The following is a 24903-nucleotide window of genomic DNA, read 5'->3' on the forward strand; positions in this document are numbered from 1 at the left end:
ATACTTTGGTAGTGACTCTATTGAGAAGTGGTATGTAAGGGAGTCGTCAAGAACGCGAGGAAGGACCAGGGATGATCGGCGAGGCCCAAAGCCATGGCAGGAGTGCGTCGCTGATATCGTTGTGGAGTCCCCTCCCTTGGGAGGCGTAACGCCCGATGAGGACGTATCCAGTTGTGTTCAAAGAGGTGCAGGTGGAGCAAGGCATCGAAGGTGACATCACGTTTGGCAAAGGCATGGGTCTTGCGTGTGAGGGCATTGAGCCGATCGCGGAGAGCACCGTTGGCCCGCTCAACATGGACGGTTCCGGGTTGGATGATGACCTCGCCCAAGGCGGCACGGATCTCAACGGAGAGCAGTTTTCCATGCTCATCACGGTGCTTGATGGTCTGCGTCAAGCACACATCTGGAGGGACGACCAGTGGGGGACGACCGCGCTGCCCTGAGCGGACCGGCTGACGATAGGCTCGAGTGAGGATGGCGGCATAGCCCCGCCAGCCATCGCTGCACCAGTTCAATGGACGACCCTGGGTACGCGCTACGGTGAGGGTGACCGCTCGCTCGACGAGATCGTCGCCGATGCGTCCAGTGGCACAGGCGGCAATGAAGCGGCTGGGGCGATCTTGCACGAGGCAACCCCAGCGTTCACCGGCATCAACTTCGTCGGGGGCTCCGTTTTTTTGTGCACGAAGGACCAAAACTCATCGATTTCAACCGTCGAGAGGCGCAAGTCCTGCGTGAGAATGGCCGTCAAGGCTTCCGCATGCTCGCTTGCCCGCCGCAACCATTCGCCAATCGTCTCGTACTTGTGGCCCGTGATCTCTTCTGCCGCCCGCAGACTTCCCCGACGCATCACGACCAGAAGCGCCTGGGTCACCTCGGCTACTGGCGTATGGAGGCGATACATCGGCGTGCCTTCCGTTTCACCAAAGAAGCGGCCACATCCACGGCACTGGTAGCGCCGTCGTCCTTTGCTGCTACCATTGCGAATGACGTGGGGCTGTTCACATGCAGGGTTGGGACATGCTGGCAGGGATGGTATGGGTGTCATGGTTCGTCCTCCTGACCTCTATTTTACCACTTCTCTCAAGAGTCACTACCCATACTTTCCTTTGTCTCAAAAAATATGTTCAATCAGTTGTCGATGGGGAAAATAAGCGACATTCCCGGAGAGGCATTCCCCTCCACCTCTCGTAAAATGCGCTCATTGAGACACGTGCTGAGAAAGAAACGGCCTTTTCTGGTGTCTGTGAGAGATACCACATTCACGTGCATTGTTCGGTTATACAGTGGCCTTTTTGTTGTTTTGGTTACGGCCTCCAGCCGAAATAGTTCTTTTGGGGAAACATTTGGACACAAGCCTGTGCAGATCCTAGACGAGTTCTGCCTGCTCGGAAGGGAGTTGCAGACATTTCTCCTCCTCCCATAACCGCGAAGGACCAAAATACAACTAGAGGAGCGTAAGGAAGCAGCATTATTTAGAAGGGAAGAGATGTGTATGGTATCCTGGCCATGGTCATCGGACGTGATGACTTCAGAGCATGAGGAGCAGAACATGGTATTTGATCGTCTCCTCAGTTCTGCCAGGCAAGGGGAAGGGGAGGCGATTGGAGCGCTGTATCGTCACTTTCTCCCAGGAATATTTGGGTATATCGCCGCCCGTGTCCCTGACCGGTTTGTGGCGGAGGACCTGACGTCCGAGGTCTTTCTAAAAATGGTTGAAGGGATTCACCAGGTCAAGGCCAAAGAAGAAGCTGGTGTTGCGGCCTGGCTTCTGGGTATCGCTCGCAATACCGTCGCGGGCTATTATCGTGGGCAGGAAAAACAGCCCCTGCTTCTGTCATTGACACCAATGCACGGAATGAGCGAACAGCATACCTATGATGGCCATGCCTATGCCTTGCCAACGCACCATCCCGAAGATGATCCTGTTCATGTCTTTGAGACACGCGATGAATGGCAGCATGTCGTGCAAGCCATGGAGAAGCTGACCGAGGAACAACGACAGGTGCTCATTGGCCGCTTGATTCTGGGATATGATGTCGCGACGGTCGCTAAAATGATTGGGAAAAAGGCCAATGCCGTGAAAGCACTGCAATTTCGTGCATTACAGAGCTTGCAGCGCTTCCTTCATCCACCCACACCAGATAAGAAGCAAACGGAAGGAGCCAAAGCGTCCCGGCGTCGCAAGGTGTCCAAACAGGAGAAACGATCATGAAAACACAAGCAGACTATTTCAATCAACGCCTGGAGCAACAATGGGCAAGAGGGCGCCGTTTCGAGAAAGCTGAACAGATAACTCCTCCTGGCTCTGGCAATAAAAAGGATGAGATCGAAGAACTGATCACTGTGGCACGGTATGTGCGCACCCACCCGGCGCTCCAGGCCGATCCTGAGTTCGCGCAACGCTTAGAAATGCGCGTTCGTGCGCACGCCTCTGCCATCCAGCACAAGCGGACTGCGGCTCCCTGGTGGCGGCTACACGCTCTACGACCATGGAGTATGCAACTGGCGCTCGCTGCTGTTGTGCTGTTTTGTCTCGTATTAGGTACAGGGGTTGCGATGGCGGCCCAGGGAGCAACGCCCAATACTCCGCTCTATGCCGTGAAAAGCTGGGTGCAACAGATGCAGATAACCTTCACGGCTTCCCCAAAAGACCAGGCCGAACTTCGTCTGCAAATCGCACGCGATCACCTTTCCAGCCTGAAGACAGTGGTGACCACCTTGCAGGAAGATGCCTATACCCGTGAACTGACGACCCTGGAGCAGCAGCTTACCACGACCTCTCAATCCATTCACGCCGTTCCAGCTGGCAAAGACCATGACCGTCTTTCCCAGGAATTCGCCGCGCTGCAAAGAGATACTCGCCAGACCCTACACACGCTGTTGCCCTCCCTGAAGATGTCGGAGCAAGTGGCAACCACGGCAGCACTGCAACAGTTGGGCGAGCAAGTCACGCATCTGCAAGCTGTGACGATCATTGTTTCTTTGCCTCCTCATGCCCAGGTAACGCTTCTCCTGACTGGAGAACACTTTCAACCAGGAGCGCAGCTCTGGCTCAACAATCAACGCATAAGCGTCATAGGAACGTTGCAACATGGGACCTATGTGTTTTTCGTCGATTGGAACAGCAGGCAACCCATCAAGACGGTGAGCTTACTCAATCCAGATGCGACCGTGGTTCAGACAACGGCGATTACGGTCTCTACTGCGTCAAGCAGTGGCCAAAACGGAAATACAAATGGACAGGGAACAGGGAAAAATGGTTCTGACACGACTGGCAATGGAGACAATACGCATCCTCATGGCCCAGGCGACACGAATACTGGCGGGGGAAAGCCCAGTGTGACACCAACTCCTCATCACTAAGTGCACTCAAGCAACTTTTTTGGCATTGAAGGCCTTTGATAAGCAGACTTCATTTCCCAAAACATTGCTTGACTGTACTTAGTGCAGGTTCAACAAAGCTCTTGTGTAAGGGGGAAGAAATCTGTTAGGATGAGGGTATGAATGCCCCCATGTATGTCAGAGCTTTACGTTCGGAGGAACAAGCAGGAATAGAAGCTGGATTGCGCTCATCAGATGCCTTTACCCTGCGCCGGAGCCAGATTCTGCTCGCCTCCAGTCGGAAGCAATGTCCCAGAGAAATCGCCCGTAATCTCAGCTGTGCGACACAAACGGTACGCAATGCGATCCATGCGTTTGAGCGGAAAGGCTTAGCATATCTCGAGCAGGAATCGAGTCGACCGAAAACGATCCGAGCCCAGTTCGACCAGGCTAAGTGCGAAGCGCTGCGAGCCCTGTTACACCAAAGCCCCCGGACGTTTGGCAAAGTGACCAGTTGTTGGACTCTTGAGTTGGCCGCAGAGGTCAGTTTTGAGCAAGGGTTAACGGAGAGCCAGGTAAGTATCGAAACGATCCGACTCGCGCTCAAACGACTTGGAGTTGGCTGGCAGCGCGCGAAACAGTGGATCACGAGTCCTGATCCTGACTATTTCAGAAAAAAACGACGTGACGCCCTCATTCATCTGGCACAGCGCTACGGATGGGAAATTAGCTACCAAGATGAGGTGAGGTGGAGTCGGGTCAGCCAACCCAACTTGCATAGCTGGAGTGAACAGGGCGAGCCGCTCCGTTTACAGGAACTCGCCATGGACAAGAACGATCCTGACCCCAAAGCGCTGGCTTGCTATGGGATGCTCTCTGTCACCAGTGGTCACATGCATCTCCGTTTTGTGTCAGGCCGTCCGGTTAGCCAGGTGACCACTGATTTCCTGGAGTGGGTGTGTGAGCAGGTCCAGGCACAGGGCAAAGGCGTCCTGGTGCTGATTTGGGATAACGCCTCCTGGCACGTGAGCCGGCACGTCAAAACCTGGCTGCGTGAACACAATCAAACCGTGCTGCAAGAAGCTCGCATGGGCAAGCATGGCGTCCGTATCATTCCGTGCTGGCTCCCCACGAAGAGTCCCTGGCTCAACAAGATTGAGCCGAAGTGGGTCCACGGCAAGCGAGCTATTGTCGAACCTGCTCGGCTTTTAACCGCAGACGAACTCCGTCAGCACGTGTGTGACTATTTTGGGTGTGAACAGGCTGAACTGCTGACGCAAAAGGTTTCGTGAGCATGGGCGAGAGAACAAGCGACCGCAAGAGTCTTGAGGAAAAGAGGAAGATAGGTCATGTGCCCCATGAATGGTTTCCCCTTTTGAGGTATATTCTGGTCAGGAGAGGATCGAGACAAAGATAACAAAGAGGAATGCAGCCACATATTTTCCCAGGAAGGTCTCGGAACCTCTGATGCAGGAAGGCAGAAAGGTATGGCATCATTTTCTCTCTCTTGTTCCTCCTGTGGGGCTGAAAATGCTCCAGACCGAGAACACTGCCATCAGTGTGGACACCTGCTTGAGGGGAGCAGTCCCGTGGTGAGCACTCCACAACCATTCAAGCCGCCTCCCAAGCGATCACGCAGGGCCATTCTTTGGAGCGGTCTGCTGAGTGCTGTTGGGGCGGTGCTCCTTTCAACAGGAGGGTACCTGACCTATCGCAAGCTCACTGATCCCCATCTTCTCACCTATGCAGACAAGGATGAGGTTCTGGATGTGGCCTGGTCGTTCGACGGCACACGGGTCTCCTCCGTTTCTGGAGATGGGAACACTGTGCAGATTTGGCGTGCCACCACCGGAGAAAAGCTGGTGACCTGTTCGCCAAAGCAGCCTGTCTCCGGTGGACCTCCCTATCTGCCAACCTATTGGTTTGACGCTGGTGGTCAGCGGATCGCGTGGTCGGAAGATGACAAGCATGTTCTGGCTCTGGTGGGGCCGTCGGAGAGACCAATGGTGCAGGTGTGGAAGGCGGAGGACGGCCAGCTGGTGCAAAGCTTCCCAGTGACCCCATCGCTCGCTTTGGGAAAAAATCAGGGTGGGGGCATTCCACTCGTGAACGCCTGGGCACTCCATGCCCGCTATCTGGCCGTGGCACGACTTTTTTTGGAAACGAAGGCCCCCTATGGACGGAAATCCTTTGTAGACATCTGGGATATTACTGCTGGGAACAGAGTCTTGACCATCGATACTACCCGCCCAGAAACCTCTCGGAGCTATCAGGTGAGCACGATGGTTTGGGCGCCTGCCGGAGAGAAATTGGCCATGGGCTACCTGTCAGAGGGAAAGTGGTTCGTTGAGATCTGGGATCGCTTGACAGGGAGGCGCACGCCTGTTCTCGCAGGAGCAGCCATGCGTGGGACGGTGGCTTGGTCACCGCCGGGAACACTGTTGGCGGTGGCAACACCACAGGGCATGGTGATCTATGAGGCGCAAACAGGCCATCAAGTCACCGCGTACTCTCTCATCAAGACTCAGTATGCGCTTGCCTGGTCGCCGGATGGAAAACGAATCGCGATGACTTCCTATTCAGGAGGCCATTATTGGGTTCCCACAGACGGGACTCTGACGGTTTTTGATGCCTCTCGTGGTTCCCTTCTGACTCAATATGATCAGGGGCAATGGGATATCGCCATCTTAGGCATGGGCCGCATGGCTTGGTCACCAAATGGGCAATTCCTTGTAGTCGTCAATGGAGGCATCAATCTCTGGAAAATCGCATAGCAATCCGTTTGGCCGCTACGCTTCAGATCTGTCAGCCCCCCGCTTTGACACAGCTTCCTCATACCTTGTTGGCATCTTTCACAGGAGGTCTTCTGAACCTGCACTAGGGGGATGAATTGACGCCATCCAGTGGATCACAGATCACAGAGAGGATACATGAACGGTTGAGAGAAAGGACACATCAGGAAGAAGATATGGAGAATGTAATGGTACCGCAGAGAAAGCCGACGTCAACGAGATTCTTGCTCATTGTGGGAGAGAACGAAGCAACCTGGAAGGTACTCCAAAAAGCGATCAAGCAAGAAGCGAGGTATCTCACGCTCGTTGCAAAGACGAGTGAAGAGGCCATTCATTTTGCTCGCAACATCCAGCCATCGCTTGTTCTCATCCAGTATCATCTTCCTGACTTGAATGGGATGGAGGTGTATCATCGCCTTAAAGCGATAGCGCCAGAAAGGACCCTACCTGCTATCGTGATCATGAAAGAGGGCGAACAGGTGAGTCATGAACCCTTTCCAGAACTGCATATGCTTGAAGAACCGTACTCTTTGGACATCCTTCTCCAACTCTTGAAGTATCTCTCAATGGGATAAAACGGTTTTTTGCTTCTGAAGACGTGCATTTGGAAGCGCTCAGCAAGCATACGCAGGTTTGTTCTCAAACCGAAGCGGGGAAGAACTACATATCAGTAGTTCTCCCCCGCTTTGCATTGTCCCAGCCGCTTCATTGCCGCCTGTGCCACTGGACGCATCGGCGACAATCTCGTCGAGCGAGCGGTCACCCTCACGGTAGCGCGTACACAGGGCCGTCTCTTGAACTGGTGCAGCGATGGCTGGCGGGGCTATGCCGCGATCCTCACTCGAGCCTCTCGTCGGCCGATACGCTCCGGGCAGCGCGGTCATCCCTCACTGGTCGTCCCTCCAGATGTGCGCTTGACGCAAACCATCAAGCATCGTGATGAGCATGGGAAACTGCTCTCCGTCGAGATCCGTGCCGCCTTGGGCGAGGTGATCACACAACCGGGAACCATCCATGTTGAGCGGGCCAACGGTGCTCTCCGCGATCGGCTCAATGCCCTCACACGCAAGACGCATCGCATGCCTTTGCCAAACGTGATGTTCCCTTCGATGCCTTGCTCCATCTGCACCTCTTTGAACACAACTGGATACGTCCTCATCGGGCGTTACGCCTCCCAAGGGAGGGGACTCTACAACGATATCAGCTCCGCACTCCTGCCATGGCTTTGGGCCTCGCCGATCATCCCTGGTCCTTCCTCGCGTTCTTGACGACTCCCTTACATACCACTTCTCAATAGAGTCACTACCTACCATTAAGAAGACTACCAAATAGAAGGTCAACATGATTATCCAAAAGTCGAGCTAAGAGTGAGGTTCCGCCTTTCCTGAAAACCATTGATTCCCACCCAAAGACCATACCGAAATATTCTTAATACCAAGGCCTTCAATAAGACTTCGTTTGGTATTTAATGTTTGCGAGTCAGCATAGTCATAGAAGACACCTGCATGAGTAAACATCATTTCTGCTGACGAATTATCTCGTTTCGCGGTAGTGTATCCAAGATACATTTGTGATTGTGCACGGGTGTCAATGGTAATGCTATCTCCTCCCAGGCGTCCATGATACCCATAAGAAGGAATACCAATAACAATTTTATTGATATCCTTTATCTCTCCTATAACCTCCCTGGTTACATCTTTTTCTCGCGCAAGTGGTGCTACTGGCGTTCCACTACCAAAATCATATTGCCAATCATATTCCATCACAACAAGGTAATCGACAGGAAGTGTATTAAAATCCTCATACCGCCACTGATATTGAGACGATTCATCAGCCGTAACCGCAGGCCCATCAATCATCAGTTTATATCCATTTTGATGTAGAGTACCTCCAAGTTGCATCAGAAAATTTTTGTACCCATAGTATTGCTGCGGTGTCCAGCGTGAAAATCCTTCAAAATCAATTTCAACACCGGTAAATTTTACCGTATCTAAAAAGGTTTTTAATGTCGTCACTGCCTGGACTATTTTTGCTTGACTCGTCACAAGTGCATCCATACCCGCTATCTTCCCCGAAACAGTCACGTATTGGTGTGTAGAGTGCTTTTTTACTTCTGATGCATTATCAGGAGAATATGTATTACATCCAGCATTCTCCGTAGTAAGTTGAGTAAGCGTTCCTGACGAATTAAGGTTATAGTATTCCGGCTTCAATGTATCTATCACCCTTCCATCCTTATACTCATTCGCAGCATTACATGCAGGAGGTCCAGGATAGATCCATGCCATAACATGGGATTTCCAGGTCACAGGGGGAGGCGTAGGTTTTGGAGCAAACGAGGTAACGCTCTGTCGGCTATTCTGTACATAGTGGATCATAATCCATACTATGGGCACGGAAATAAGAAGAATGCAGAGAGTAATAAGTGTTAACTTTTTCACGATATCCCTCTTCCGGCGAGATTTCAAGATGTACACCACAATGTACTCTCATTTCAACCCGTATTACAAACCAATGACCTGTTAGGTTCACTTATCAATGGCTCCCATGCGCTGCCATTTCTGCCACTTGAGTTCGCGCTTGCGTATCAGCCCCCATACCGATTGCAGTAGCGCACTAAACTCGACGAAAGTGGTCACATAGAAAAGGAGCCAACCAATCGGAGACAGTAACAGATAAGAGAACTTGCGTGTGCGCTTATCATCAAAGAGCTGAATGAAGAACATCACCGAGACCACCAGCACCCCGCTCAGGAAGGCGGAAAAGTCCCCGGACACAATCGAAAAGAGGAAGAGCACCAGGATGAAGAAGGGCTCAAAGCCCAACTGGAGTTCCCCAAAGAGGGCAAGTGGTAATATCACCCAGGTGAGCAGTTTATTATGCTCGGGCTTGCAACTGAAAAATAATGAACGATGGTCGCGGAATGTCTCAAATCTACCACGTTTCCAGCGGAGGCGCTGCTTCATCAACCCCCGTATGGTACTCGCACCCTCCGTGTAGATAATGGCATCAGGCGCATAGACAATTTTCCAGCCAGCCTTCTGGATTCGCACGGACAGTTCAATATCCTCGGTAATATTATGAACGCTATAGCCTCCCAGTCGCTCGAATACCTCACGGCGAAAGGCTCCTGCAGCTCCACCGATGATATAGATGGTGTTCATGATGGAATCGGCCTTCTTGAAATAGAAGGAGAAGAGATACTCAAGGTGTTGGATTGCCCCAACTAGTGTCCTGGTATTGCCAATTTTGACGTTACCTACGGCAGCCATTACCTTCGGATCACGGAAACAAGTTACAAAGTTAGCAATAGCTTCACGGTGTACCAGGCAGTCAGCATCGATAGAAACAATGATCTGTCCATGCGAGAGGCGAATCCCTGTGTTGAGTGCTCTCCCCTTTCCGCCATTGGATTGATAATGATACACCAGACGGGGCATGTCTCTTCTCCCCGATACCTGCCGTTCATACTTATATATAAATTTTCGCATCATGGCGTCTGAACCATCTGTCGAGCCATCATTGACAACTACGATCTCCAGGTTCCGGTATGTGCCTTCCAGCAGTGTTTTTACTGTGCTCAGCAATCCGACCTCCTCGTTCCAGGCTGGAATGATCACTGAAACGAGAGGGCTGTACGGCCCATAGAGCGGTTGACGTTGCCGTGTGCGTGTCTGGAAAATCTCATACCAGGGGCTCAGGAACATATAGGCAGTGTACTTGGTAAGGAGTACACTGGCAAAACAAATGATGATGCCCCGAGCGATGTTCACCTGTGGCGACTCCACGGGGCGAGGATGGAGAAATACTATCGCGATGAAGATCGAGAAGGTACCTACGTAGAAAAGACTGTAGACGATGAGCTTAACCAGAAAGATTCTGCCTGTCTTTGCCGTCATACCCTGTACTCCTTTTCGGGAAAGTTCTGAGCTGGATAACCAGGCTTGGAGACAAGGCAGAGAGCTTTGAGATACCCAGTTGTATCACTGATGTCCTTGAGCACAGGGTGGCGTCCCGTATCCACATCATGAGATGTCGATATAGTAGAAGCATGTCCCGCTTCCATACACTGCGTCGTTGATTTAAGCTGATAGTAAGAGCGCAATTCCCGACTGACCAGATTTGATAATACGATGAGGAGGATAGCCCAGGTCACCACAAGGTAGGTAGGGAAGCGCAATAACCAGAAGGAAGCTATGCCTCCCACAAATAGTCCAGTTCCTCCCATGAGAATCACCTTCATCGTAACATGTATCTTTGTTTTACGCAGTGATTCTGATCCCACCAGCGGCTCAGTCTGTGGAAGTGCAGATTGCCAGGATCGGTTTGACTCTCTCAAGAACTGAGCGGATTGCCTCGGTGCTTCCGGAGAAGAATGAGGAACTAGTATGCCAATATATGGATCAGTTGAAAGATGTATCGTTAAAACACTGCTTTTATGTGTAATCGGATCGCCAGCAGAATAGGTGTTACGTGCATCAATAGAAGGGAGAGCCTGAACTCTGGGAAGAGGCATCGTCGTAACAGAATCTTGCAATGCAGTATTGGAGAGATGCATCCCGAATGGAGGATGATATCCACTTTGCTCGCTCCACTTTTCTAGCTGCGGTACAAGGGGTTGCAACGGATCAGTCACGTGATAGAGTGATGCACTATTGGAAGGAGATGCACCAAATGCTGCATAAGGTCGGCTTTGCTCTCGCAATGTGCCAGACTGAAACTTCAAGGGTGCTTTGAACTGTGATGTTCCTTTAGAGGGAGTGCTTCCTTGTATGGAGAAACGTTGGCCTTGTTCTCGCAATGCGCCAGACTGAAGCTTCAAGGGTGCTTTGAACTGTGATATTCCTTTAGAGGGATATGCCTTATCGGAACTTTGTTGACTCGGAAATTCTTTGTCAGAAGGGACGCTCATTCCTTACTTCCTTAAAACGACAAAACGACCAGATTCAGGTCCTGTTGGCAGGCAATTCTCAAACCCAGAACCGCCCATATGAGAATTCTCTCAATGAACGCAGGTTAGTATTAGCTTATTCTGTACCTGTCCAAGATGAGATCTCTACCCCATCAGTTGGAATTCGGCCCGTTGTGGTTACGGGGCACACGTATATTCCAGCAAAATTAGTACTTCTAGATAGATTGGCGAAGAGCGCTTCTCACTCTATTCGCCCTCTTTTTCTCTCGCCGAAGTAGCCAGACAGCAACCTTCCACTTAATCGCCAGAGCCTCACCGTCAAGACGTACAATCCCGGTTGTCCCGATCGGTATACGCCAGACCTGAGGTTAACCCGCTTTGGTGGAGTTGAAGAACGAGGAAGGAGGACAACGAGCGGGACTCTTGTTCTCTCTTCTCTTTTCTGCAAAGGATCTACTTTCTTCAGAAAGGTCTCCCTTTGGCGTCGCAAAGGGGACCTTTCTGAAGAAAGTAGACTTTTTGAGATGATAGTGAGTCTTTCAGCAGAGGGCAGACCTTTCATGCGTGCAGAAATGGTAGACTCTTTGGCAGAAGGCAGACCTTTCACAGACGCAGAGATATAGGCTTTTTGAGGGAATGGTAGACCCTTCTAGAAGATACAGATGATCAGCGGGTTCCTAATTATTGAGTTAGAGTGGCAAAAAAGGGCTCACCCGCCATTCCTAATGAAAATGGAGAGTCAATTTTCATTCCCTCCTCCGACGCGCAACGTCATGGCCCTTTTGATGATGAGGGGAATATCTGAGCGGCAAAGCATGTTAAAACATGCCGCGTGAGCCTCACTGTGGCTGACCTCTGCTTCGTTGAACGCAGCGTTTAGGGGTTCGTTTGTCCCGTCGCTCATGGCTTTCCAATCTCATCATTAAAATTGCGGATGAGCCAAATGCTTGACAGACTCGTATTTACGTCAGCCTCTCTGTGTTCCAGAATCTAGTTACACAGTAACGGCTATGCCCTTTTTCTCCAACAACCCATGGATGTCACTGAGTATATCCTCTAAATCACGAGGTTCGACAAGCTCAACTTTATCAAGGCGAACTTTCTCTAGTTATTGTTCAGATTTGACCACTTCCCACTACCACATAATTTGCAAAGTTCGCGATAGTGCCAAGAGGCAGCAGGAGGGAGGCGGCACCTCCCTCCCGCTTTGATTTACACGGCGATCCCAAGCAGCTCGGCAAGTTCGACCGTTGCTCGCATTAAGTATTGAGTAACTTCGGGCTGCATCAGACGAAACCATCTCTTTTTCAAGAAAAATGTGCTCGTTTCTTCAATTACATAGTCGTCTACAACACATCAAATCACCCTTCTTCTCGGACACGCTACGCTGGAGCAAATTTGAGCAATACTGCGCCATTCGCTGGAACCACAAAGGTTATCTTCCCATTTCGCAACTGCGGTTTCCCAACAACCGTATCCATATGGGTCGCATCAAATTGCCACATCGTTCCTGCTCCACTCATCCGCAGCTGTGCCAGATTGGCACTCACAGTGTACTGATTTGTTCCACTCATATTCGACACTAACAGGTAGAGATTTTGATTTTTGTCCTTTGTCGTGATGGATTGCAAGTTTGAGGTACTGGTTGTGCTCTGATAGGTAGGGCGACATCCCTGCAACGCACGAATTCCCATACGCACCGCATAGTAGGTGGGACGCCGCTGCCCGGTAGAACTGATCAGACCGGTAAAATTGGTCGCGTAATCATAGAGGGAAAAGACCTGACTGCCATAGATATAGTCTTTTCCCGGACGCGACCCATGTATAAGATTGGTCAACATACCAACGCTAAAAGGAATTGACGTGTATTGCCTGCCAAAACTTCCCCACGCAGTCAGCCAGATCGGATAGTTGCTATGGTTGGTTTGGTCGAGCCATGTGTGAACCTGCTCGGTGTAGGGCGTAATATCGTTGTCATACACATGGACAGATAGACTATCGAAGGAATCTGGAATCTGTTGGAGCGCATCGCGCGGCCACAACTTTCCTCTTGGAACCGCGGAGATGGCGGGAGCATAGACATGGTACTGACGTCCAGGCAAATAGGTACGATACACATAATCAATCGCATCGTGTGTATACTTGACGAAGGTCAGGTACTGCCCTTCTGTGCCATGCCAGCCCTGCTGAAAGACGTTCGGCTCATTATGCACTTCAAAGTCATTGATGTCATAGTGGTTGCGTACATTAAGCCAATAAACCAGAGCAAAGACATGTTCCCACCATTCATTCCAGTCCGCTTGCGTCCGTGGAGGATTGGGGGCCCAGGATGGATGATAGTGGTCATCCTGGTCACGCAGGGTAATCACAGTACGTATATTCGCCTTTTGCAAGGTGCTGAACAGGGTTCGCGCGTTCCCTTGCCAGCTTGGCGTACCTCCAACCCACCAGTAATCAGATCCCTTTGGTGGGTTGGTCATGATCTTATCCCATGCCGCCCAGTTAATCACTGCTGGGTTCTCTTTGATCTGTTGAATGGTCGGACTCCCATACACGCCATCGTCATCCTGTGGTTCCCAGCGCGACATTCCACCGAAGAGGCGATACGTATTGAGGTCCAGGTCACGTATATCCGCAATGTTAAATTGGCTGCTCCCCTCAACGGCACCGATATAACAAGTACTTTGCCCCCACTGCGTTCCCTGCACATCGAGCGTTGCAAGCGTTGCAGGCGTTGTGGCAGTTGGTACAACCGTTGGTGTCGCCGATTTTTGGGTAGGCGGAAAGAAGTCCTGGACGTACGGATACAGAGTGATCGCCGCTAGTACCACTAACACCGCAATCGATACTCGAAAAATCGTTGTCGCTTTCATACACTCTCTATCTACAAGGCTAATGGGCCAGTAAGGCAGCGAAGATGGGGCCGCAAGATACACCCAATGTCCCGATAAATCCACCCACGAGCCCGCACAAGAGCAAGAGTGGTTTGATACGTGACCTTAACATCTCCCCCAAAGAAATGCCTTCTTTGTGCATATCCAGCATATCTTTGAGCAACGCGGTACTATAGACGGCCAGGATTGTTGCCGCGCCCTGAAGGGCAAACAACAGGTATCCCTGAGTGCTACTCGTTTTCGTCACCAACAAATAGAACCAGCACGCACCGAGCGATATACGGATAGTGAGGCTTGAGAGGAAAAGGCCTGGCTGCACCACGCTGCAATCCCTTGACTGTAATCATGTAAGGTTTCTGCACGTTGAAGATGACCTGGATGAAGGCACTCAAGACGACAGGCCAGCGTGCAATATGCAGAATCACCCCACGCCAACTCAGCTCAAGTTTCTCAGGCAAGTGCCAACTATGACTCCATGCCCAGATCATGAAGGCTGTCACTGTTACTGGCAGACTGTGAAGCAAAAATTCCCAGTAGCTTACCCTGGCAATCGGCGTATTTAAGAACAGTGAGGTCACCGGCAGGATGAAGAGCAAGAACATCGTCAGTGACCACAGCACATACCAGGTCTGCACAAAGAGAAATTGGAGTGCCTGGCGTGGCGTATAATGCTTCATCGCTTTCGGTGTAAAGTTCAATAAGACTTGAATCATCGAAAATGCCCAGGCGAACTGCTGAGCAAGGTAGGTATCGAAGTTCTCTGGCCCATCTCCAACGGCAATGACCTCTGGAAGAAAGACCCCTTGATGTCCCTGGGCCGCTAAAAATACCGTGTCCAGGTGATCTTCGGCACGCGTTGGTTGGAAGCCGCCAATAGCGCGGATCGCTGCCATATCATACGTACAATGACTCCCAATGATAAACGGCGTCTGGCAAAAGCCATAGAAGCCCATCTGGAGTGGCCCCTGCAAGACAAATTCTTGCTCAGCCGAGCCTCGTGAGGTCCAGGTGTCAACGTTCCCATAGACGCTAGGGGCCTGGACCCATTTGACTTTCGGATCCAGGAAATAGCCTAACACTTTGTGTAAATACTCTGGAACAGGCTTATGGTCAATGTCCAGTTGGGTAAAATGAGAATAGGCATCTCCGTAGGCATCAATCCAGCTATTCACATTCCCAGCCTTGGTTTTTGCTTTGAACGGAGGAACTGGTTGATTCCAGTACTTGACTTTCTCTTCACCCCAACGCTCCACATCATGCCGCGAAAAGTAATGGACCCCCAGCGATTGAGCCATCTGTTGGATGGTGGGCGAGTGTTCTTTATCCACCAGAATCCACGAATCGTGTGGATAGCGAATACGAGTCATCGCAAGCAGTTGTTGCCTGACAATCTCCACATCTTCTGATCCAGGCACCGTCAAGCTCATCACGGCGACCTTCTTCACGACCTGTGTTTTCCTAGCAATATCGGGATCCATCGATTTTGGTTGGCGCATATTGCCCAGGTAAAAGGTGTAAAAGGAAGGGAGATCTGTACTAGCACCGTTCCTTCATACAACAGTGATAGACACATTAAACCATACAAGACGGGATTGCCAATATGACTTCCTTGCAGCCACCATATCCAAAAGTAGAGATTCGCCCCGATCCAGAGAGCTACTAGCAATGTATAGGATCGTTCCTGCTGCTTGTTCATGACCTTCAGGTGCTCAACGTGAAAGGGCCATTGGGACCAGACTGCCTGTACCTTCTGGCTAATCGCCTGCATCTTGACGGTAACTGCCTGCATTTTCTGGCTCATGGACAGGCCAGGAAATGCAGGCATCTGCTCTTCTTGAGAAAGTGATGAAAGAGGACGAAACGCTTTCAACGAGGTATGTGATCTGGTATCCTTTGAGCTCGCCGGTAGTGATAAACGAGCGAGAAAAGGAGACGCTGGCTTCACCGGCATCTTGATGGTGGGAAGGTCGGCTTACTCCCTATCGTCACGCTCCGGTTCTCTTGGCAAAGGTAATGGGGTTACCGGCATCTTGATGGTGGGAAGGTCGGCTTGCTCCTTATCATCATAAGAGACGAAATCTGGAGACAAAGGTAATGGGGTTACTGGCATCTTGATGGTGGGAAGATGCGCTTGTTCCCGATCTCCGTTAATTGACGCGAAAGCAGGAGTTGTATACAAGGGATGCATGCCTCGCGCATCCTCAAAAGATTGATATTGTGAGGGAACCTCAGGGAGAGAAACCCTTCCACTCTCAGCAAAATCTGGTCGTGGATGCCACTTGTACTGTTTCGTATCCAAGGATTTTCTCCGTTATTCCTTCCCAAACAACCCGAGATGATAGGTGTTAACCTGTATATCACACCTGGGAAATAACAATAAAAAAATGGCAGACATATAGATTTTCTTAGATATAGAAGCCTTGCAAAAAGAAATGACATATATTCATTGAAGTTTATTGACCTCCGTAGAGAAAACTAAAGAAAAAAGCCACGTGATCCGAGAGAAGGAGGTATGAGCAAGAAATCGATACCTCCGAAAAATTGGCGTGAAGAGAGACGAATGCAGGCTTGGAAACTGCATAAAAAAGGCTGGAAGCAGAAAGACATTGCCGAGGCACTTGGAGTAACAGAGGGTGCAGTCAGCCAGTGGTTTAAGAAGGCCAGAGAGCAGGGAGTAGAAGCTCTCAAACACAAGTCACCTCCAGGAGCAATACCCAAATGGAGCAAGGAGCAGCAAGCCCAATTCCCGGCATTATTAGAACTGGGAGCCGAAGCATTCGGTTTTCGTGGCCAGGTCTGGACAACGGCGCGAGTAGCCCAGATGATCCAACAACAGTTCGGGGTCAAGTATCACCCAGCCCATTGTAGCCTACTGCTACGTAATCTCAAGTATAGCCAACAAAAACCCATCAAGAAGGCCACGCAACGCGATGAAGATGCGATTCGCACGTGGAAAGAGTTGCATTTTGATGAATGAAAAAAAAGGTCAAAACTGAAGGATGGACAATGGTTTTCGTCGATGAGTCAGCTTTTTACCTGCTACCAATGGTAGTACGCACCTATTCCCCGCGTGGACAGACCCCTATTTTGCAAGTCCCGTTGTCCTATGACCATCTTTCGGCTATCGGTGGCATCACTCCGGAGGGCAGGATCTTCATGCAAATACAAGACCATTCGTACAAGGGGCCGGATGTCGTGCGCTTCTTACAGTTACTCTTGCGTGAGATACCGGGAAAGATCCTCGTCATCTGGGACGGAGCTTCCATTCATCGCTGTAAGGCCATTAAAAATTTCACGTCGAGAGATGATGCCCAACGCATTCATCTGGAACGCTTGCCTGCTTATGCGCCTGAATTAAATCCACAAGAAGGCGTGTGGAATCTTCTCAAGCGTGTCGAACTGAAAAATGTTTGCGGTCTTAACCTGCAAGATCTCCGCCTGCAATTGCTTCGTGCCAAAGAACGGCTCAGACATCGAAAATCTACTCTTTCCCAATGTTATGCCCACGCTGGCTACCGACTTTAGTTTTCTCTACGGAGGTCAATATTATCTATACTATCCTACCCTACCGCCAGGAAAGAATCTATAAAATAGGAGGATAGAGCTGAAGTCAGTATGAAACTGCTTTCTGGCATCACATGCACTCGCTCTGACCCTGTGCTTCTCAAGAACATATGCGAAAAAGACAAGGCCTTTTCTGGTATCTGGTTGACCCGCCATGCTCAATTGTAATGTGGTCTTTTTTTTGTTTTTGGTTACGGTCTCTCTTCAGAATAGTCCTTTTTGAAGATTGTATGCATGTTTTGCACTTAGATACACGATTTTTGCGCATCCGCTCCAAATATAGGGCAAATGACATTTCTGCTTTCGGATGATTTGCTTCTATACTTTCTCAAGAACCGCCGTTTCGTTTCCGAACAGAGAAACGGCTCGTTTTCTCAGGCTCTTTGATCCGAAATCGGGTTACTCATCTCACAGAAAAAAGGGTTGCTATGAAGAGATTTTTCTCCCCTCCTTTGCGTCTTGGCGCATTCCTCCACGTGCTGGGATGTACCCTGCTCGTCGTGGGCGCGTTCTTTTTCCCAGCATATATCACAGGTACATGGGACGGGTACAGGTACCATTACCATTCCTATTCTGTATGGAGCGAAACGAACAGTTACAGTTCTAATCAATTCATGAGCCTGCCGCTGGTGGCAATCTGTCTTGTAGTGCTATTCGATGCGGTGCTCGTTGCCCTCCCCTTGCTGTCTGCGTGCTTTGTTCTCGGTACGAGTACCGTCAGATTGTTCCGAGAGAGTTCGGCCAGGATCGCTACTTGGAGACGTAGAACTGCTCGGATGGGGCTTATTGGCACGGTCGTTGGGCTGATTATGCTTTGTCTGCAAGGGGCCGTGACAGAGACTCTTGGAGCAATAAATGCCCACCAGTCACTTGGAGTAGGCTTCGGCCTTGTGCTCCTTGGGTTTTGTATCATGATTGTGGGTGCTTCTAATATCATTGGGAGTGGAGACTGAAGGGAACCAGGCAGCACAAGCGCAAAACTCATGTACCGAAAGCGCAAAACGGGATGCGCAACGAGATGCACTTTCGGCTAAAGGAGCTCGGCTACGAGGGGAAGTTAGAGCCAACTTCCCCAGCAGCTTAGCTTGAACAAAGAAACAAAGTCGAGCTCAAAGCCAGCCGACAACATGGCGTACCAGTCGGCTCCAGGGATTTTTATGCTCTGCGTACCCTCTCTCAGAGGTTTCCTTTTTCAAGGGAGTATCAAACCTGTGTATGAACCAACATATGCTTCACAAAGGTGTTTCACATCGATTTTGAAGCATATGTTGGCAGTTCAGAAGGACTTTTCCTGAAAAAGCTAGAGCTTTCACGCAAAGCGCGGGCGAGCCATGTAATTCCCAAATTTACAGCTATAGAAAGAGCTTGTTATGGGAGCACGAGCGTGAAAATTTCTGGCACGGCCATTTAACAGCAACGTTGCCTAGCCCTCATACTGAAGATCCCCGAAGAGACCATGCGCTTCACCATCAATACCAGCAGTGAAGAAGAGTTCGTTGGTTGCCCCTGCGGCGGCTCCATTACCGAACTGCAAGGCCCACAGACCACTGATCTGTATGGGAGCGCCTTTGGCACCCTTAAGCACACCACGTTCTTCTCCAGTCAGCGGATTAAAGGCATGAATGAGGCCGTCGCCGAAGTTACCCACTAACAGGTCATTGCTGAATTTGCCAAAGTTCGCAGGTGCCTGAGCCAGGCCCCAGGGAGAGTTGAGGTCATGGCGTGAAGCGATACGACGAAGCAGATGCCCGGAAGTATTGAAGAGATCGACAAACCCATGACCTTGGCCTGCCACATCGTCATGTTTAGCAGCATCCTGCAACGCGAATGTGACATAGAGATTGCCCCCAATATTCTGGATACCGAAAGGTGCATAACCCTTTGGAAGTGTGGAATCAGTGAAGGAACTTACATAGTTAAAATTTGAGTCGAACACTTCAACAGCTCCAGAACGGAAATTGGTGGCAAAGAGAAAGGTTCCAGCAGCATTGCTACCAAGAGCCAACCCTTTGTAGACTGCGCCTGCGCCAACTTTTGAGCGATCCACCTCCAAAATGGCATTAGTCGGGTCGACAGTGGGACTCCAGCTAGATATGGTGCCATCCTCAGTGGAAAAAATGAAGCGACTTGGCGCAGTTATACCATTCTCTGAAACATTGAAACCGCTACTGCTGAAGACAGTGCCGGTAGGTGCTGCCGTGCTCCCGGCAGGGCTTCCAGCAGGAACCGGGATGGTGACCGTTAGCGGGATCTTCACGCCCTGACCATTGTAAAGCGTCGAGAGACCAGTACCATTGTCTGAAATCCACCAGGGAGAGGTGGAACTAGCCACCAGACCCCAAGGGTTGACCAGTTGCCCATCGGTAGATTGAGCACCAGGAAGATCGGAAATCAGATTTGTTTGCTGATAGAAACCGTCCGCATGGGCAAATGCGGCACCTGGAAGCGCCAGCAGTACAAGCGTAATCAGAACGGCTACAGAAGTAGGTATTCGTAGTTTCTGAGGAATAAGCCTGATAGACATAAATGTATCTCCTTGTAATTAAAACATTTTCAAAAGCCCATACATACGCAGGAAGGTTACAAGAAGAAAGCCTATCGGGGTGTAAATTCGCAATACATCTAGAATGATGACCTGGCGCGTATGATGGGGACATCTGAAGCACTCTAAGCAAAAACTGTGCCACACTTATCTACTTTGCGGCTAGAGGGAGTCTTCCTTCACGCAGGGCCTACTATAGAGAAGAGTATGTCTTCGTAAGCTCATAAAATGTGTCCTCCAGAAAACACAGATCTTTAAGCGTTGAATACAGGGACTGTCGATACATAGAAGCAATTCACTTCACCTTAAATGAATACATTAGCTCCCTGAATTACACCTGAAAGGGGGAGTGATAATATGGGCAGGGGTGGCCAGATTGACAGAAGTGCTCTATGATATAAACAGAAATTTTCAGCAACAAAGGGAGAAGGCTAGAGCCGTGTGTGGCACGACGCTACTAAAGTACGCGTCTACATAATCAAGCGAGGTCGAGGTCGCATCAAGCGAGGTCGCGCGAATCTGTACCTCAGATCCATCGGCGAGCGGTAGCGTTACGCCCTGGCTCTAGCTCAAAGCGGTAGTAATACCGCCGTTTTTCTTCACGTACCCAGGGACCCATGATGCACCTGGTACGTCTGCTTTCTTTGTAAGCTCTCGATCACCTGATCTAGAAGCATACCTTCATCAAGACGAACTTTCTCTCGTTATTGTTCCGATTTGACCACTTCCCACGACCACAAATTTGCAACATTCGCGATAGTGCCAAGGAACAGCAGGAGAGAGGGGCCACCTCCCTCTTGCTTTGTTTTATACGGCGATCCCGAGCAGTTCGGCCAGTTCCGCCGTCGCTCGCATTAAGTATTGAGTAACTTCGGGCTGTATCAGACGAAATGCACATACTGGTTCTCGACACGAAGAACCGCGTGGTAGAACACGCCAAGCGCTACAAGGGTACAGTCAATAGCTCTGTACTGCGCTCCTCAGAGGTCTTTCGGCCCGCGGTGGTGCGCAATTGCCCTCACATTATCGTTTGCCACAACCATCCAAGCGGCGATCCGACTCCCAGTCCCGAGGACATCGACATCACTCGCCAGCTTGTTGAGGCGGGGCGTTTGCTTGAAATCGAGCTACTCGATCACGTCGTCATCGGCAACCCGCGCTATGTGAGCCTTAAAGAGCAGATGCGCTGGTAAAATATCAGATCTAGAGAAACCCCATATCACGAAAAGAGCTTACCTTGCGGTGAGCTCTTTTCGTGGTATGAGGCGTCCAGAGATGTTACGCTTTTTGACCTGCGATGTTCACGAGCCATGGCACGCCAAACTTGTCGATAAGCGAGCCAAATGTATCGCCCCATGGGGCATGCTCAAGACGCATGGTGATGTTGCCGCCGGCCGAAAGCTTCTCGAAATAGGTTCTTAGCTCCGTCTCATTATCACCGCTGAGCGACATGGTATAGTTTGTCCCAGGATGATATTCCATGTGGTCGGGGGTATCGGAAGCCATAAAAGTTATGCCATTATCAGCTTCCAGCACAGCATGCATGATTTTGTTGTCTTCGCCTGGACCTTGAGATGCATGATACTCTTTGAAAGTACTCATCGTCAGGTTGCCACCAAAGACAGTTTTGTAAAATTCCATGGCTTCGCGGGCGTTGTCTTTAAAGCTAAGGTATGGGTTAAGCTTAGTCTGCATGGTCCCTCCTGATATAGTGCTTACATTACAAAGCTACTCTTCCGTATATGGAAATTTTGTTCTATACACGATGGCTTAAGCATAACACGAATTTATACACACGTCAAGGAATTTTGCATAATTCAGGGCCATTGCTCGCCGATATTATCTCGAGATTTCCTGGTAGCCCCGAACGCAAACAAGAGAGGGAGGTCCGGCGTTGCCGGACCTCCCTCTAACTGGAGACTGACTGTCTATTTATTCGTGAGCGTGGGCGACAACCTTCTCGCCCTTGTCGTTCTTGCGCTTACGTGTACGCGACGTGCCGTTTGCTTCGTGTTTATGATCGGCCCTGGCCTCCTCTGGCTCGAGCGCGATCTGCAACACTTCGTTGATATCACTGACGAAGTGGAACTCCATTTCTTCGTGCAGCTCTTTAGGCAGGTCCTCCATAAGGTCGCTCTCGTTCTTCTTGGGCAGAAGCACGACGCGAATGCCTGAGCGGTAGGCCGCCAGAACCTTCTCTTTGACGCCGCCAATCGGTAGCACTTTGCCACGCAAGGTAATCTCGCCCGTCATGGCAACATCGGAGCGAACCTTGCGCCCACTCGCCAGCGAGACCAGGACCGTCGTCATGGTAACGCCAGCCGAGGGGCCGTCCTTGGGGATCGCGCCCGCGGGAACATGGATATGCACATTCTGGTTCTCGAAGACGTGGTTTGGCAGACCCAACGCCTGGGCGTTAGAGCGCACATAGCTCAAGGCAGCGGTCGCGGACTCCTTCATGACGTCGCCAAGCTGGCCAGTAAGAATCAAGCGCTCCTCCTTGCCAGGCATAGTCGCGGCCTCGATGAAGATGATCTCGCCACCGACAGCGGTCCACACCAGGCCGGTCGCGATGCCGGGACGATCTAGGCGCTCGGCGGCCTCTTCAAAGAAGCGCCTGCGACCCAGGTAGTCGGTCAACTGGTTAGACTCGATATGAATGGGACCCTCTTTCCCCTCAGAGATCTGCTTGGCGACCTTGCGGCAGAGCGCCCCTATCTCGCGCTCCAGGTTACGCACGCCCGCCTCGCGGGTATAGTTGCGAACAACCAGGCGCAGGACATCGTCATCGAGCGTCAGCTCCTCCGGCTTGAGGCCGTTGGCTTCCAGTTGCTTGGGCAGCAGGTAGTTACGCGCGATATGCACCTTCTGATCCTCGGTATAGCCGGAGAGTTCCAGAATCTCCATGCGATCACGCAGGGGGGCCGGAATAGGCTCCAGAGAGTTCGCCGTGGCGATAAACATTACCTTGGAGAGATCAAAGGGCAGGTCCAGGTAGTTGTCGCGGAAGTTGTAGTTCTGCTCTGGATCAAGCACTTCCAGCAACGCCGAGGAGGGGTCTCCACGCCAGTCAGCGCCCACTTTATCGACCTCGTCGAGCATGATCACCGGGTCGTTGGAATCGACGCGGCGCAGGGTCTGGATGATACGGCCAGGCATCGCGCCGATATAGGTACGGCGGTGACCACGAACCTCCGCCTCGTCACGAATACCACCCAGGGAGATGCGCGCGAACTTACGACCGAGCGAGCGGGCGATTGAGTGGCCCAGCGATGTCTTACCGACTCCAGGAGGGCCAACGAAGCAGAGGATTGGCTCACGGTTAATGACCCGCTTCTGCTCCTGCGTTGAGAGCGGCTGGGTGCGGCGTTTCTCACCCGTCTCCTCAAGCTCGATATTGCTCTCAGCCTCCCCCTGCTCGCGCTCGCGCTGCTCCTCTTCCTGCTGGCGCTCTTCCTTCAGATGGCGTACCGCCAGGTATTCCAGGATGCGCTCTTTGATCTTTTGCAGGTCATAGTGATCCTCATCCAGAACCTGGCGCGCATGCGAGACATCGATCTTCTCGCCCGTGCTCCGCCCCCACGGCAGACTGACGAGCAGCTCCAGGTAGGTGCGAATGATGCTATATTCAGGCGAGGCCGAAGGTAGTTTCTCCAGGCGCGAGAGTTCACGATTGGCTTCTTTGAGAGCCTCCTCGGGCATCTGCGCTTCGTCGATCTTGCGCCGAAGCTCGTTAACGGTGGCCTGCTCCTCGCTCTCCTCGCCCAGCTCGCGCTGGATGGCCTTGAGCTGCTCGCGCAAGAGATACTCGCGCTGCATCTTGCCCATCTCTTCCTGAGCGCTGGTCTGAATTTTCTTGCCCAGCTCCAGGATCTCAAGCTCATGTGCGAGGAAAGAGCTTAACTGCACCAGCTTTTCGCGCACAGAGTCCAGCTCAAGTAGCTTCTGGCGAAGCTCCAGCTCCATCTGAACGAAGGTCGCGATTACATATACGACCTGGCGCGCCTCTTCGAGATTGAGGGTTGCGGCGGCGACCCCCTCGGGCATGTTCTGCACCAGGGCGACCAGGCGCTGGAAGTAACCGATGACGTTGCGCTTGAGGGCCTCGGTCTCGTTATCGCTCTCCTGCACATCTGGGCGAGCGGTAACATGTGCCATCAGGTAGGGCTTCTCCTGGGTAAATTCACCGATCTCGACGCGTTCTAGTCCCTGCACAGCGATCTGGAGCGTTCCATCAGGCATGCGGAACATACGTCCCACACGCGAGACCGTGCCCATGCGGAAGATCTCATCGGGGCCAGCCTGTTCAATCTCGGCCGACTTCTGCGCGACGAGGACGACCAGGCGATCTCCGCGCATCACATCGTCAATCAAACGAATCGAGCGCTCCTGGCCTACACCCAGTGGCTGTACCGAGTAGGGATAGACCACGACATCCTTTAGCGGCAGTACGGGCAGGATCTCGGGGATGTTGAAGGGTTCTTCCTCCCCCTCAGCTTTCACACCTTCTTCTATGAATTGGGCCAGGGATGCCTCATCCACTTCCTGCGGCTCTTCGCGTGGCGTCTCGCTCTCCTCCGGGTTTTCCTCCTCCTCACTTTCGACGCTGGGAGACTTCTCATCCTGAGCAGGATCTTCGGCCTCATCGGCAGGAGATTCCTCATGCTCCTGCGGCTGAGTCACCTCGGCAGCATCATGCTCATTCTGGCCCGGGATGCTAGCAGATCGAGTTTCATCCTCTTGTGTCTCCTGCTGTGCAAACTCTTGCTCACTATTATGCATTTTTATATAACTCCAAAACCTTCTCTACGACTTCTCGCAGGGTGACTCACAATGGCTGCGCACCTCTGGAAGAAACATCAATTTCATCTTGCT

The 24903-nt window shown here is 51.3% G+C and carries 20 protein-coding genes; 9 read left to right on the forward strand and 11 right to left on the reverse strand.

Going from position 1 to position 24903, the window contains the following annotated elements; genetic code table 11:
* Positions 1 to 17: 17 nt before the first annotated feature.
* Together KRAC_RS15200 and KRAC_RS75945 are read right to left on the reverse strand one after the other, a co-directional pair.
* Positions 18 to 626 (reverse strand): hypothetical protein, encoded by a 609-nt coding sequence (locus KRAC_RS15200; protein ID WP_244422063.1) that lies wholly within the window; start codon positions 624 to 626, stop codon positions 18 to 20.
* Positions 536 to 1048 carry an IS1/IS1595 family N-terminal zinc-binding domain-containing protein gene (locus tag KRAC_RS75945; protein WP_007908413.1) on the reverse strand — a complete coding sequence of 171 codons (513 nt, stop codon included), beginning with the start codon at positions 1046 to 1048 and terminating at the stop codon, positions 536 to 538. Before KRAC_RS75945 ends, KRAC_RS15200 begins: the two co-directional genes overlap by 91 nt.
* A 447-nt stretch (positions 1049 to 1495) precedes the next feature.
* On the opposite strand from KRAC_RS75945, the gene KRAC_RS15215 reads away from it, so the two are divergent.
* The 6 genes from KRAC_RS15215 to KRAC_RS15250 all read left to right on the forward strand — a co-directional run bounded on the left by KRAC_RS15215 (position 1496) and on the right by KRAC_RS15250 (position 7384).
* Positions 1496 to 2215 carry an RNA polymerase sigma factor gene (locus KRAC_RS15215; protein ID WP_244422064.1) on the forward strand — a complete coding sequence of 240 codons (720 nt, stop codon included), beginning with the start codon at positions 1496 to 1498 and terminating at the stop codon, positions 2213 to 2215.
* Positions 2212 to 3366 (forward strand): DUF5667 domain-containing protein, encoded by a 1155-nt coding sequence (locus KRAC_RS15220; RefSeq protein ID WP_007908415.1) that lies wholly within the window; start codon positions 2212 to 2214, stop codon positions 3364 to 3366. Before KRAC_RS15215 ends, KRAC_RS15220 begins: the two co-directional genes overlap by 4 nt.
* 137 nt (positions 3367 to 3503) lie before the next feature.
* Positions 3504 to 4616, forward strand: a complete 1113-nt coding sequence (locus KRAC_RS65930; protein WP_007908416.1) for an IS630 family transposase — start codon at positions 3504 to 3506, stop codon at positions 4614 to 4616.
* A 195-nt stretch (positions 4617 to 4811) separates the two neighbouring features.
* Positions 4812 to 6098, forward strand: a complete 1287-nt coding sequence (locus tag KRAC_RS15240; protein ID WP_007908417.1) for a PD40 domain-containing protein — start codon at positions 4812 to 4814, stop codon at positions 6096 to 6098.
* Positions 6099 to 6292: 194 nt separating this feature from the next.
* The gene (locus KRAC_RS15245; RefSeq protein ID WP_007908419.1) at positions 6293 to 6691 is read left to right on the forward strand and encodes a response regulator; all 399 of its coding nucleotides are present in this window, start codon (positions 6293 to 6295) and stop codon (positions 6689 to 6691) included.
* 111 nt (positions 6692 to 6802) lie between these two features.
* Entirely contained in the window at positions 6803 to 7384 is a 582-nt protein-coding gene (locus tag KRAC_RS15250) for a hypothetical protein (RefSeq protein WP_007908421.1), read from the forward strand.
* 93 nt (positions 7385 to 7477) lie between these two features.
* On the opposite strand, the gene KRAC_RS65935 is transcribed toward KRAC_RS15250, so the two are convergent.
* From KRAC_RS65935 to KRAC_RS71235, 6 genes are all read right to left on the reverse strand, one after another.
* Complete coding sequence (locus KRAC_RS65935) at positions 7478 to 8557, reverse strand: glycosyl hydrolase family 18 protein (RefSeq protein ID WP_007908423.1); 1080 nt, start codon at positions 8555 to 8557, stop codon at positions 7478 to 7480.
* A gap of 87 nt (positions 8558 to 8644) precedes the next feature.
* Positions 8645 to 10015: a glycosyltransferase family 2 protein gene (locus tag KRAC_RS15260; protein ID WP_007908424.1), complete on the reverse strand. Its 1371-nt coding sequence runs from the start codon at positions 10013 to 10015 to the stop codon at positions 8645 to 8647.
* Positions 10012 to 11028 carry a hypothetical protein gene (locus KRAC_RS71225; protein ID WP_007908425.1) on the reverse strand — a complete coding sequence of 339 codons (1017 nt, stop codon included), beginning with the start codon at positions 11026 to 11028 and terminating at the stop codon, positions 10012 to 10014. Before KRAC_RS71225 ends, KRAC_RS15260 begins: the two co-directional genes overlap by 4 nt.
* A gap of 1382 nt (positions 11029 to 12410) precedes the next feature.
* On the reverse strand, positions 12411 to 13901 hold the full coding sequence (locus KRAC_RS15275; RefSeq protein WP_007908427.1) for a hypothetical protein: 1491 nt from the start codon (positions 13899 to 13901) through the stop codon (positions 12411 to 12413).
* A 251-nt stretch (positions 13902 to 14152) separates the two neighbouring features.
* Positions 14153 to 15367 carry a glycosyltransferase family 2 protein gene (locus KRAC_RS15285; RefSeq protein WP_157506462.1) on the reverse strand — a complete coding sequence of 405 codons (1215 nt, stop codon included), beginning with the start codon at positions 15365 to 15367 and terminating at the stop codon, positions 14153 to 14155.
* Positions 15364 to 15747: a hypothetical protein gene (locus KRAC_RS71235; RefSeq protein ID WP_040442567.1), complete on the reverse strand. Its 384-nt coding sequence runs from the start codon at positions 15745 to 15747 to the stop codon at positions 15364 to 15366. The genes KRAC_RS15285 and KRAC_RS71235 overlap by 4 nt, the downstream gene beginning before the upstream one ends.
* A 687-nt stretch (positions 15748 to 16434) precedes the next feature.
* Between KRAC_RS71235 and KRAC_RS75950 the strand changes: the two genes are divergently transcribed.
* On the forward strand, positions 16435 to 16899 hold the full coding sequence (locus KRAC_RS75950) for a helix-turn-helix domain-containing protein (protein WP_007908429.1): 465 nt from the start codon (positions 16435 to 16437) through the stop codon (positions 16897 to 16899).
* A 29-nt stretch (positions 16900 to 16928) separates the two neighbouring features.
* The gene (locus KRAC_RS75955) at positions 16929 to 17447 is read left to right on the forward strand and encodes a transposase (protein WP_244422066.1); all 519 of its coding nucleotides are present in this window, start codon (positions 16929 to 16931) and stop codon (positions 17445 to 17447) included.
* 1462 nt (positions 17448 to 18909) lie between these two features.
* On the opposite strand, the gene KRAC_RS15315 is transcribed toward KRAC_RS75955, so the two are convergent.
* Complete coding sequence (locus KRAC_RS15315) at positions 18910 to 20010, reverse strand: TIGR03118 family protein (RefSeq protein WP_007908432.1); 1101 nt, start codon at positions 20008 to 20010, stop codon at positions 18910 to 18912.
* A 908-nt stretch (positions 20011 to 20918) separates the two neighbouring features.
* On the opposite strand from KRAC_RS15315, the gene KRAC_RS15320 reads away from it, so the two are divergent.
* On the forward strand, positions 20919 to 21221 hold the full coding sequence (locus tag KRAC_RS15320) for a JAB domain-containing protein (protein WP_083814653.1): 303 nt from the start codon (positions 20919 to 20921) through the stop codon (positions 21219 to 21221).
* An 85-nt stretch (positions 21222 to 21306) separates the two neighbouring features.
* On the opposite strand, the gene KRAC_RS15325 is transcribed toward KRAC_RS15320, so the two are convergent.
* Both KRAC_RS15325 and lon read right to left on the reverse strand, forming a co-directional pair.
* Entirely contained in the window at positions 21307 to 21723 is a 417-nt protein-coding gene (locus KRAC_RS15325; protein WP_007908434.1) for a VOC family protein, read from the reverse strand.
* A 237-nt stretch (positions 21724 to 21960) separates the two neighbouring features.
* The gene (gene lon / locus KRAC_RS15330) at positions 21961 to 24810 is read right to left on the reverse strand and encodes an endopeptidase La (RefSeq protein ID WP_083814654.1); all 2850 of its coding nucleotides are present in this window, start codon (positions 24808 to 24810) and stop codon (positions 21961 to 21963) included.
* Between the last annotated feature and the right edge of the window lie 93 nt (positions 24811 to 24903).

The organism is Ktedonobacter racemifer DSM 44963 (assembly GCF_000178855.1).
Lineage (GTDB): Bacteria > Chloroflexota > Ktedonobacteria > Ktedonobacterales > Ktedonobacteraceae > Ktedonobacter > Ktedonobacter racemifer.